Genomic DNA, 11,449 nt, shown 5'->3' with positions numbered 1-11,449 from the left:
CCATTCAGAGGTTTTTTGTCGATGTCCGTTACATTCGGCAAATCTCTTTAGGGCAGTCCTCACAGTGGCAAATATTCCGCAAATAGGCGGGGTCATTCAGAACGATGCGCCCCCGCTCGGTAGAAATCACGCCAAGATCCTTAAGCTCGTTCAAGATACGGTTGACGCTTTCGCGAGTAGAGCCGATCATCTCCGCCATCTCCAGATTCGTGATCCGCTTGCCGATGATGGCTCGGGTATCCTTGACGCTCCAGCCGGTGCCGTACATATTGTACAGCCGCAGCAGCAGAGAGCATAGGGCGCCGGATTTGCCATGCAGCAGCAGATCGCGCAGTTTGCTCTGCGTGGTACGCTGCATAAGCGCCATCCAGCCCATATATTCCACGGCAAAATCGCCGTTGATGCGGATGATTTTATCCAGCTCGGTCTGGGGCACGACGCCGACCTCGCTATCCTCCATGGCCCTGGCTTCGAAATGATGCACGGCTCGTCCGAACGGATCGGGCTCACCGAACAGATCGCCCGGGATGTGGAGCGACAAGGTTGCCGACAATCCGCCTTCCAGCAGCTTGGATACCTTCAGGCTTCCCCGGTTTACGAAGTACAGCCGGTCGGCAGGATCGTTCTCCTGATACAGACAATCGCCGGCAAACAAACCGATTGGCTCGGCCATTTCCCGGATTAAAGCGAGATGCGGCGGCGAAAAGACGGAGGAAGTGCCCGCAGGAAACAGCCCTCCATCCTTCGCATCGGACCTTGCAGCTCGATTCTGTTTCATACGATCTTCTCCTTTTCGTAACTTATTCGGCAAGCTGATAATCGTCATTCGTCAGTTTGAATGTATCCGTCAGACCTGAGGTGAGATAGATTTGATGGTCGGTGGTGACGAAAATGGCATCGGCGTCATCCCGGCTCTCGACGAACTGCCGACCTTCCGTAAGCCCAAGCGAAAAGACGGAAGTCGACATGGCATCGGCGTCCATGGACGTGTCGGTCACGATCGTTACGCTGAGCAGGTCGTTATCGACCGGATAACCGGTGAAGGGGCTCAGAATATGGTGATACACTTTTCCCTCTGCTTCGAAGAAACGCTCGTACACGCCGGAGGTCACGATCGTCTTATTGACGACTTCAAGCGTCCCCAGGGATTGCCCGCGATCTTTACCGGGGTCCTGAATGCCGATGTTCCACGGCGAGCCGTCAGGCTTCGAACCCATGGCCAGGATGTTGCCCCCGAGGTCGATAATGGCGGAGCGAAAATCCTGCTGCTGCAAATAGTCCGCGATGACATCTGCGGCATATCCTTTGGCGATGGCGCCTAAATCCAGCGACATTCCCTCCTTCTCCAGCCGGATGGCGTGCGATGCCGGATTTAAAATCACATCCTTGTAGTTCATTCGCTGCATGGCGGCAGTCAGCTCATCTTTCTTCGGTACAGCGGGGTGTTCGCCTCCAATGCCCCAGAGATCCACAAGCGGGCCTACGGTCGGTTCGAAATGTCCGCCGGAAGCCGCCGCGTAATCGATAGCGGTCTGGACCACCTTGAAGGTCTCTTCCGAAACGCCGACCTCGGATTTGCCCGCCGCTTGATTGACCTGATCGATCTCGCTGCCGGCCAGTTGCCGGTTCATACGCTGGTCGATCCGTTCCAGCAGAGCCTTAACCTCGTCGAAATGCCGGGGTGTCATCCGTTCATCGTAAACACGGAGACTTACAATGGTATCGAATATAAAGTAACGTTCGGCTGCCGGTTCGGTGCTGGCGGCTGTCTTCTGATCCGCTTTGGTTGTGCAGCCGATCGCTCCCGTCATCAGCAGGGCGAGCATGATCAACAGGCTGCCGCGGGAAAGAAACTTCCTATACATGATAGTGCCTCCTCTTCGAATTCTGATGCTGTTTTTGCATCGAGTTCCGATGATCTCAGCGTATCAGACCCTTATCCCGCTGAATGTGAGAAAAATCATTTCTGGCACTTGGTGCAGCCCTGATAATGAAGATAAGCAAAGCGAAGTGGAGAGATGCTGATGAAACGCGGAGATATTGGAATAGCGCTTGTGCTGATAGCGGCTGTCGCCTGGTTTGGAATATCCAAGTTTATGGGGGAAGACGGAACGGCAAAGGGAACTTATGCCATGATCGAGGTGAACGGAAAGCATTATGATACGGTGGCGCTGACGGAAGAGCCCCGAGACATAGAAATCCGGACGGAGCGGGGATACAACCTCTTGAGGATCTCGCGCGAAGGGATCGAGATGGTGGAGTCGGATTGTCCGGATCAGCTCTGCATCGGGTTCGGCCACGTTCACGACATCCATGGCACCATCGTATGTCTGCCTAATCGCGTGTTCGTGGAAGTGACCGGAGAACAAATTAAAGGAAGTGAGCCGGATGCCGTTGTCTCCTGATCCGTATGCGCTCCGCAAGCTGGTCGTGATCGCCATCTGCGCATCATTATCGGTGGTGCTGGGCATTGTGGAAGCCCTGATTCCGTTCGCGGTCACGATACCCGGCGCCAAGCTGGGGCTCGGCAATATTATGGTTCTGACCTGTCTGGTCTGCCTTGGGGGCAGGGATGCCCTGTGGCTCATTGTCTTAAAAACATTGTTGACCGCCTTTATACTCGGCAGCTTCTCGACCTTTCTGTTCAGCATGTTCGGCGCTCTGGCGAGTTATCTGGTGATGTATGTCATGCTGAGGCTCGGGGGGAGCAATTTCAGCTTAACCGGCGTGAGCATCGCTGGCGGCATCGCTCATAATATCGGGCAATTGACGGCAGCCTCGCTGGTATTGGGAACGGCAAAAATTTATTATTACCTGCCCTTTCTGCTCGGGGCGGGCGTGGTGACCGGGATCTTCGTCGGATGGGCCGCAAAATATCTGATCGAATCCCTGCGGCGTATTGATCCGTTCGGCATGTTTCACACAGAAAGCTAAGGGGGAGGCGTTAGGCATGGCGGGCATAACCGATAAGTCAGAGCATGCAGTAAAGCTTAAGCATGTATATTACGGGCAGGGCTGTACGAACGTGCTCAAAGATGTCTCGCTGGCGATCCCCCATGGACAGTGGGTATGCATCGCCGGAAGAAATGGGGCAGGCAAGTCCACGCTCATTCGGCTGTTGAACGGCCTGCTCCTCATGAGCCGGGGACGCATTCTGATCGATGGGCTGGAGCTGAACGGCCGCACGCTGGGCGACATTCGCCGTCATATCGGCATGGTGTTTCCCAACCCGGACGATCAGTTTGTCGGCCTCACCGTAGAGGATGATATCGCGTTTGGCCTGGAAAATCTGTGCCTGAGCCGGGAAGAAATGCAGCAGCGGATTCGAACCTATGCGGAGCGGCTGGATATCGTCCATCTGCTCCAACGGCATCCGGCCACTCTGTCCGGCGGACAGAAGCAGCGGGCGGCCATCGCTGCCGTGCTGGCGATGGAGCCTTCCATCGTTGTCATGGACGAGGCGGCCTCCATGCTGGATGAGAAGGCCAAGCATGAGCTGCTGGGCCTGATGCGGGCCATGCACGCCGAAGGCAGGTACACGCTCATCTCCATCACCCATGATGTGGAGGAGATGGCCGAAGCCGACCGGATGGTCGTGCTGGACGGCGGCATGGTGGCAGCGGACGGCAGTCCAAAGGAGCTGCTTCTGCAGGACGACTTGCTGCGGCAGTGCAGGCTGAAGGCGCCTTTTGCCCTCCAGCTGTGCAGGGAGCTGAAAGCGAGAGGAATCGATATCGGCGAGCTGGTCAGGGAGAAGGAGGTGCTGGAGGCATTATGGTCATATCATTCGAAGAGGTTTCTTACCGCTACCGGGACCGGGGGATGAGTCCTATTCTTGGGCTTGACGGCCTGAATCTGGAGCTGGAGGAAGGCCGAATGATTGCCGTCCTCGGTGCGCCGGGCTCGGGGAAATCAACGCTTCTCCAGCATATGAACGGTTTGATTCGGGCGGATGACGGCCTGATTCGCATTTTGGATTTCCGCCTTGAATCGGGCGACGGCAAGAAAATTCCCGCCGGGCTGCGGCAGCGGGTCGGCCTGGTGTTTCAATATCCGGAGCAGCAGCTGTTTGAAGAAACGGTGGAGAAGGATCTCTTGTTCGGACCCCTTAATTTCGGACGGAGTCCAGCTGAAGCCGCAGAGGCGGTCCGCAGAGCGGCATCCTTCGTCGGATTGGATGAGGAGCTGCTGGGGCAGAGTCCCTTCAAGCTAAGCTCGGGCCAAATGCGGAAAGCGGCGGTCGCGGCCGTATTGGCGGCCGATCCCGACATTTTGGCTTTGGATGAGCCAACGGCCTCCCTCGATCCTGCCAGCCGGGAGGATCTGATGCAGCAGCTGCATGGATTAACGAGGACGCAAGGCAAAACCGTCCTCGTCGTCACTCACCGATTGGAGGAAATCGTGGCCTTTGCCGACGAATTCGTGGTAATTAAGGACGGCAAGGTCCTGTTTCAAGGAAAGGCCGGGGAGCTCGTACACCGGCAGGAGGTGCTGGAGCAGGGAGGCCTGATGGCTCCTTCCTCCATGCGGATGGCGGGTATGCTGGCCGCACAGCTTGGACTCGAACCTGCGGAAATGCTTCCGGATGCGGCAGCATTGGCGGAATGGTATGCGGAACTGCTGGGATCATAGGACAGGGCCGGCAGGGCTAGGCAGAGGAGATAGGAGGGAGCCGACATGAAACGAAAAATCATCCTGGGCCGATATATGGAAGGCGATTCATGGGTTCACCGTCTGGATCCCCGCGCCAAGACGGCGGCCATGCCGCTCTTTATGGTGGCGGTGTTCCTGGTTGACGGATATATGGGGGTACTCGCGCTGCTGCTGTTCACTGCGGTGGTGATCCGGACCACGCGCATCCCGTACCGCTATTACATCAGAGCCATGAAACCGCTGATGTTCCTGCTGTTGTTCATCCTGGTATTTCACATCCTTTATGATGCGGGAGGCGGGAAACTGCTGGATGTGGGCGCGTTCAAGGTATATGCCGGCGGATTGGAAAAAGGGATCGTGTCCGCTTCGCGGATGGGACTCTTCATCATGCTGGCGGCGGTGCTGACCTTCACGACCCAGCCGGAGCAGCTGGCCCAGGGGCTCGGCAGCCTCCTGCGGCCGCTGACCTGCATCGGAGTGCCGACGGATCGGCTGGTGCTGATGCTCGGCATTGCCCTCCGGTTCATACCGACCATCTTCGAGGAAGCCGAGCGGCTGTGGAAGGCCCAGCAGTCCCGGGGACTGGACCTGTCATCCCGCCCGCTGAGGGAGAAGGCGCGGCTGATCATTGCCCTGCTGGTCCCGGTAACGACAGGCGCTTTCCGGCGCGCGATCGGGCTGGCCGATTCCATGGAGGCCCGGGGCTATCGCCTGGGTGCGCGGCGAAGCAGGTTCAGGACGTTTGTATGGAAGCGGGCGGACACGTTATTCGTGGCGGCATTTCTGCTGCCCGTGGCCGCAGCCGCGCTGCTGTAACGGCGGTCTGAAGAGCATGAAAACCGCAGTCCTTAAGGACTGCGGTTTGTGGTTCATTGTTACTCGAATTGGATAGGAAAGGTCCCGCAAACGCTGGTGGACGAGTTGCTGCAGCCTTCTGGCTCTGATTCGTTTTCAATGTCTTTTAATAGCTTTGAGAATTCACCTAGATAAGGCTGAAGGACATGCTTCTTGTTATTGATTTTCCCTTGAACGATCCTGGCAAACCGTCCGTTCTCCGGTACTTCTCTTGCAGAGACGAGTCTCCCGTTCTTGTAATCCTCTACTCTATAGTACTCTTCGTCCTCGAAGCGTTGATTCAGTCCAGTATAGAGCTCCATCACCCCGTAGTCACCCGTTCGATATACGCCTTCGCTGACGGAACTCCCGTAGTCCTCCATCTCGTTTGCATATGCGAACCCTTTGTAGTCAGGCGTGAACTTATCCCTTTTGTAATAATTCAGCAGTTGAATGCGGCCGCGGGCCAATTTGGATTGCATCAATTCATTTGCCTGCTCCTGGTCCGATACGGAAAACTCCAAGAGAGTGTTCCCATTCCGGTATTCAAACCAAAGGATGTCCAGGGATTGCATCACGGTATAACCTGACAGCAAGTCATGATCCTTGAAAATGCCCTTCGAGATTACATGAAATTCAAGATCAGGGTTGCTTTCGCTCCGAATTCCCGTTCCGTTAGGACGATCGTTTCGCCATTCCCCTTCGTAGACGATTTTCATATCCTCGGGAAGCTTGTCCGATATGTATTTGCCTGTACCGGATCTTTGCCCATGGTACCACTCGCCGCTGTATACTTTGGAAGGTCCCCATCGCATCGTGCCTTTTCCGTGAGGTTTGTTGTTCTTCACTTCACCATAGTAGCTGGCCCCGTTAGGGAGGGTCAAACTAACTTTTTGGCTGGAGGCTTCCGTCTCTTCATGGGTAAACATAAGAAACAGCAATGCCAGTGTAAAAAAGCTTAGGTATGTTCTGATCACGTTGTAATACGTCTCCTCTAATCTGCTGATTTTTAATTTTGGCGTATCCCATAAGGTGGATGATTTACCCAGTCAAATCATAGATGAGATGCATGTCTGCCGTAAAGTTATAATATGGGAATTATATCAGTGAACTGGGATTTGACCATCTTTTTTGTAAGTTTTACAATGCATCTCATAGAAAATATAGATAAAAAACACCGATCCTTTACGGAACGGTGTTTTTGTCATACCTATTCATTCATCGGCATCGGTGTATCCGTCGGCTCGATCCCCTCGTAGGCCCGGTCCACGGACTGCCGGATTTCCTTCAGGCTCAGCCCCTGCTGCCTGCCGTCCAGGTACATGTTCGTAACGTCCAAGCAGGTTTGGCAGAATTTCGCGTGCGTGGTTGGCGTGAGCCTGCCGTCTTCCTCTTGAGCATAGTAGCAATTGAGGTTGCTGCTATGGCCGGCATCGCCGCATCCGCAGAAGCAGGGCATGAAGGCCAAGTGGCTGGCATGGAGGATGGCTGCATTGTATTCCTTCACGCTGGACATATGTGGTAGAGGCGTATCGGGATGCAGCAGGTAGTCGGTTTTGCCGTCGGAACGGCCAGCAAGGGCTTCCGCATAGAGGATGTCGCTGCGATACGCGCCGCTTACCACTTGAACGCCGTTCACGCCTTCAAAGGTTTGCAGCGTAAGCGCAATGGCTTCTACCGTCCGTTCTCCCTCCTCGGAGCCGGTAAAGGCACGAAACGATGGGGACAGCTCCACCACGGTCACCCCGTGTTCGGTTCGGATTTCTACGAAGTTTACGCCGGCCGGGATGGCACTTTCAAGTTCAGGCGGCAGCAGATCCGAAAGCTGGGTCAGCATCGTCATGGCACTGACTTTGGGATAGCTGACGGAGGTATCCGTCTGCACGTACTGGGATACCCGCGTGAATAAACCGGTATGCGGGTCATAGGCATGGAGGGTTACGCTGGGCATCGTGCTGGGGATGGCCGAGAGAATCGTTCCCTTGGGCTGACGTGTACCGTTCACAGCGATATCTTCCAGCTCCCTCAGGATCACGTCGCTTGATATATCTTCGGTCAGTCTTCCGAGTTCTTCCTCCTGAGCGTTCAGGAACAGGATGGTCGGGTGCTCCGTAATACCGTACCGGTTAACGGCTTCCGTATCCTCCGAAATGCTGAAATACTGGTAACGGTAGTCCGGCGAGGTTGCTTCCATCTGCTCCATGACGCCCAGCGCCTTGGAACAGCCGCCGCAGCCCTTGAGCGCAAAAATGGCGATGGAGCTCACTTGCGTGTCAACGGTCTCCTGTTCCGCAAGAGGAGATGTCCTGAATAGCATGAAGCCCCCGGCAGCAAGCAGGAGCAGGAAGGCCGTCAGCGCAATTCGCCACCGCCAGATTCGTGTGCGATGCATGTCTATTAAACATCCTTTCATATCGAACAGGGATGCATCCATGATGGACGTATCCCTGTTCGTTTGGAGTATATGGCTTCATGTCTGTCTTTAGGGCAGGAAATAATGGAGCAATGCCTGCAGATCATGCTGAGCCGGGTGATCCGCGAAGTCGCCGATCATGCGCTGGGCATGTTCCGCATAGGAACGGGCAAGCTCTTCGCTCTGCTCGATCGCGCTGCTTGCGGCGATGCGGTGGATGACGTCATCCATGTCTGCCGCGGCGGAATGAGGGCCGAGCTGCCTGATTCTAGGTGCAAGGGCAGGATCGTTTAGGGCGTAAAGCACCGGCAGCGTAATGTTGCCGTTTCGCAGGTCTGCGCCAGCCGGCTTGCCGATGGCCTCCCTGGGCTTCGTGAAATCGAGCAGGTCATCCCGGATTTGAAAGGCCATGCCGAGCGACTCCCCGAATTGAAAGAGCCGTTCAGCGGTTCCGGCATCCGCATGGGCTGCTTCCGCGCCCGCTTTCAGGCAGTGGGCCATCAACAGGGCCGTTTTGCAGCGCGTTTTCTCCAAATACTGCTCCATCGTCAGTCCGAAGTCGAAGCGGTGTTGAAGCTGATCGTATTCTCCCATGCAGAGCTCGGTGACCAGCGCCGCAAGCTCGGCTAATCGGTAGGCCTCGTCTTCGGAGACGTCTTCGCTGTTCCCGTCCGGGTCGCCGCCCGGATGACCGGCGGCCCATTCGATGGCACGGGCAATCATGTAGTTGCCGATGTGCACCGCCGTCTGGACATCGGTCGTCTCGTGCAGGGTCGGCATGCCGCGTCGCATATCGGATTGATCGATAATGTCATCGTGCACCAGCGAGGCCATGTGCAGATATTCAAGCAGTACGGCGGTTTTCATGACGGCCGGCTCATGGCCGCTTTCCCCGAAACGGCTGCCGAGCACGACCATAAGCGGGCGCAGCCGCTTGCCGCCGGCATTAATGAGATCCATGACGCTGCTCAGCACCACGGAGGAAGGGGGGAGGTCGCGGTCTGAGCTGACGACCTCCCGGAGCAGGCGATCGAAGGAAGCGAGATCCACTCCGATTCGGTTATGAAGGTTCATCTGTATCCGCGCCCCTTTCCATGGATGGCTCCTTACGCGCTCCGCTGCTCCAGATAGCTGCGGATTTCGCGCTTAAGCTCGTTGAATATCCTTTCGGGTGAAACGTTCTTGAGCAGGCTGAGCTGCATGCGCTTATGAAAGGGGAGAAGCCGGGACAGCAGCTTCCATTCCTTTCGCTTGACGGCTATCCGGTACATGAGTCCGGTCAAATAATCGCCGTCCAGCAGCAAACGCGTCAGTCTCTCGTTATCCTTCGCTTGCAGCTTGCCATGCTTGTTTAGCGCAGTATGAATCAGGATGCAGCAAGCCAGCACCGTCATTTTGCGTGAATAGGCGAGTTCATAAGCGTTGAGCATATCGGCGATGTCCCTCACCGGTCTGTTATCCATCTCCATCCAATCGATATCCGTTCCGGAATCGATATGCGACCGAAGCAGGTCGATCGTATCCTGTAATAGCTTCATATCCATCGTTATTGACTCCTTCCGGAAGGCTCGTGTTGATCAGAGTGTGAATGCCGGCAGAACGGTTAGGGCTTGAGCTTGATTCGTCAAAGCGCGATACGATCAGCCGTTCTATTGAATAGAGAAGAATTAGTCCGTATACACGTACCAGCGCCTTACGATCGGTATTCGCTTCCACACCTTTTTCAGCCAAGGGTACACATAGTAGTCAAGTCCGAACGTGCTGCCCGATCCGCCGATCAAGGCGATTCCTGCTGCCAGGTACCACAGCATCTCGTTAGGCGCCATACCCGATACCCAAACCATGGCGCCCATGGCGACGCTGGCTACGGCTGCAGGTGCCGTGAACAATCCGACGATCAGCAGGATGCCGACGATCAGCTCAGCCAATACCATCGAGGTCTGAAACACATAGGCAAGCGAAGTATAGCCGCCGTCTCCGGTATAGAACATCAGGTCCATCGACCAGTCGACGATGGATTTCAAGAAATCCGGCACCGGAAGGGCTGTGACCGCTTCTGCGGTATAAGCGGAGGCGGCGGATACCGCGTCTGCCGCTCCGGCTCCGGCTGCATCGGCGCCTGCAGCGGAAGCTGCGCTTACGCCGTCGGCTGCTTTGGCAGGAATGAGGAACATTTTATTCGGATCGTCAATGATCTTATGAATCTTATCCCACCCTTGGGACAGCCACATCCATCCGGCAAAAATCCGCAGCGGAACGAGCCAGAAATTCGGCGAGCGTTTGGCAAAATGCCCGCCCACGAAGCTGCGGTTGTTCCGGACATGGAAGAATTCATGCAGCATATAATGATATACCTTGTTGAAGCCGCAAACCTGGAACAGATAGAGCATGTTGATCAGATGTTTGACCAGCATGGCCGGGAAGCCGCTGAGCCTGAACATATGGCCCGGCACGCCGACGTTGGCTACCCCGTAGCGGCTGCCAATACAGACCATCGTACCGTGGAACGTCGGCTTGTAGGATTTCATCGGTTTGTTCGATATTTCAGCGACGATGTTATGCGCAATGACCGGGGCCGCGAGTTCCGCGTTTTCCACCATTTGAGGTACGGGTGCAGCCGCGCCCTCAGGAATGTAGAAAATATTGTCCCCGACGACGTATACGTTCGGATGAGCAGGAACTTGAAGCTTGTCGTTGGTCAAAATCCGCTTGCGGCCTTTTTGCTCGACATCCATGCTGCCGACCACATCGGAGCCTTCCACCCCCGCGGTCCAAATAACGGTGCGGGATTTGATGTCGCTGCCGCCGACGGTAACGCCGTCCGGCTTAACCTCCGTAATCTTGGAGCCGGTGATGATGTTGACGTTCATTTTGCGCAGCCGCTTCTCGGCTTTGCGTATTAACGGCTCCGGCAGGATTGGAAGGATCTTGTCGACCATGTCGGCAACGTGAAGCGTAACCTCGCTTGGATCCACGTAGAATTCCTTGCATAACTGCTGCGTGAACTCGGCCAACTCGCCGATCATTTCCACGCCGGTGAATCCGCCGCCGACAACGACGAAGGTCAGCATTTCCTTGCGGACCTGCGGGTTGCGCTCAAGAACCGCTTTGCGGAACATATTCAGGGTATGTTCTTTCAGGCGGACCGCATCATCGTAAGACCACAGGGTAAAGGCGTGTTGATCCGCACCCGGTATGCCGAAGAAGGTCGGCTTGCTGCCTGTACCGATGACTAAATAGTCGTAGTTGTAGGTCCGTTTCTCTCCCTGGAGCGTTTGGCCGTCAAAGTCGATGCCGCCGATTTCATCCAGCACCACGTCCACGTTCCGGAATCCGGAAAATACTTTTTTCAGGTCGATTTTGATGGAATCCTCCTCGACCCGGTTGGCGGCCACTTCATGAAGCTCGGTCAGCAGCGTATGATACGGCTTGCGGTCGATGAGCGTTATCCGCAAATCCTTCTGTTTGCGCAGTCGTTTAGCCAGCTTCTTGGCGGTAAGTATACCGCCGTATCCGCCGCCCAGCACGATAATCTGTTTCATGCGAATC

General features: G+C 55.7%; 12 protein-coding genes. 5 read left to right on the top strand and 7 right to left on the bottom strand.

Going from position 1 to position 11,449, the window contains the following annotated elements; all coding sequences use genetic code 11:
* Positions 1-28: 28 nt before the first annotated feature.
* Positions 29-778, bottom strand: coding sequence for a Crp/Fnr family transcriptional regulator (locus JNUCC32_RS23150; protein WP_192569975.1), 750 nt, complete (start codon positions 776-778; stop codon positions 29-31).
* A gap of 22 nt (positions 779-800) precedes the next feature.
* Positions 801-1,865 (bottom strand): FAD:protein FMN transferase, encoded by a 1,065-nt coding sequence (locus tag JNUCC32_RS23145; RefSeq protein ID WP_192569974.1) that lies wholly within the window; start codon positions 1,863-1,865, stop codon positions 801-803.
* 159 nt (positions 1,866-2,024) lie between these two features.
* Here JNUCC32_RS23145 and JNUCC32_RS23140 point away from each other — a divergent pair, with 159 nt between their 5' ends.
* The 5 genes from JNUCC32_RS23140 to JNUCC32_RS23120 are packed head-to-tail and all read left to right on the top strand — an operon-like array spanning position 2,025 to position 5,469.
* Positions 2,025-2,405: a NusG domain II-containing protein gene (locus tag JNUCC32_RS23140; RefSeq protein WP_009593819.1), complete on the top strand. Its 381-nt coding sequence runs from the start codon at positions 2,025-2,027 to the stop codon at positions 2,403-2,405.
* Entirely contained in the window at positions 2,389-2,934 is a 546-nt protein-coding gene (locus JNUCC32_RS23135; RefSeq protein ID WP_009593823.1) for a Gx transporter family protein, read from the top strand. The genes JNUCC32_RS23140 and JNUCC32_RS23135 overlap by 17 nt, the downstream gene beginning before the upstream one ends.
* A 16-nt stretch (positions 2,935-2,950) precedes the next feature.
* Entirely contained in the window at positions 2,951-3,826 is an 876-nt protein-coding gene (locus tag JNUCC32_RS23130; protein ID WP_192569973.1) for an energy-coupling factor transporter ATPase, read from the top strand.
* Positions 3,775-4,632 carry an ATP-binding cassette domain-containing protein gene (locus JNUCC32_RS23125; RefSeq protein WP_192569972.1) on the top strand — a complete coding sequence of 286 codons (858 nt, stop codon included), beginning with the start codon at positions 3,775-3,777 and terminating at the stop codon, positions 4,630-4,632. Before JNUCC32_RS23130 ends, JNUCC32_RS23125 begins: the two co-directional genes overlap by 52 nt.
* Before the next feature lie 45 nt (positions 4,633-4,677).
* On the top strand, positions 4,678-5,469 hold the full coding sequence (locus JNUCC32_RS23120) for an energy-coupling factor transporter transmembrane component T family protein (RefSeq protein WP_192569971.1): 792 nt from the start codon (positions 4,678-4,680) through the stop codon (positions 5,467-5,469).
* 59 nt (positions 5,470-5,528) lie between these two features.
* On the opposite strand, the gene JNUCC32_RS23115 is transcribed toward JNUCC32_RS23120, so the two are convergent.
* From JNUCC32_RS23115 to JNUCC32_RS23095, 5 genes are all read right to left on the bottom strand, one after another.
* Positions 5,529-6,464, bottom strand: coding sequence for an MORN repeat-containing protein (locus JNUCC32_RS23115; RefSeq protein ID WP_192569970.1), 936 nt, complete (start codon positions 6,462-6,464; stop codon positions 5,529-5,531).
* Between the two features lie 233 nt (positions 6,465-6,697).
* Entirely contained in the window at positions 6,698-7,879 is a 1,182-nt protein-coding gene (locus JNUCC32_RS23110; RefSeq protein WP_228468807.1) for a PCYCGC motif-containing (lipo)protein, read from the bottom strand.
* Between the two features lie 90 nt (positions 7,880-7,969).
* Positions 7,970-8,974: a polyprenyl synthetase family protein gene (locus tag JNUCC32_RS23105; protein ID WP_192569968.1), complete on the bottom strand. Its 1,005-nt coding sequence runs from the start codon at positions 8,972-8,974 to the stop codon at positions 7,970-7,972.
* 32 nt (positions 8,975-9,006) lie between these two features.
* Positions 9,007-9,444 carry a hypothetical protein gene (locus JNUCC32_RS23100; protein ID WP_009593826.1) on the bottom strand — a complete coding sequence of 146 codons (438 nt, stop codon included), beginning with the start codon at positions 9,442-9,444 and terminating at the stop codon, positions 9,007-9,009.
* A 123-nt stretch (positions 9,445-9,567) separates the two neighbouring features.
* Complete coding sequence (locus JNUCC32_RS23095) at positions 9,568-11,442, bottom strand: FAD-dependent oxidoreductase (RefSeq protein ID WP_192569967.1); 1,875 nt, start codon at positions 11,440-11,442, stop codon at positions 9,568-9,570.
* Positions 11,443-11,449: the final 7 nt, after the last annotated feature.

The sequence above is a fragment of the Paenibacillus sp. JNUCC32 genome, from assembly GCF_014863545.1.
GTDB lineage: Bacteria > Bacillota > Bacilli > Paenibacillales > Paenibacillaceae > Paenibacillus_AQ > Paenibacillus_AQ lautus_A.
This window is presented reverse-complemented; position numbering and strand designations above follow the sequence as displayed.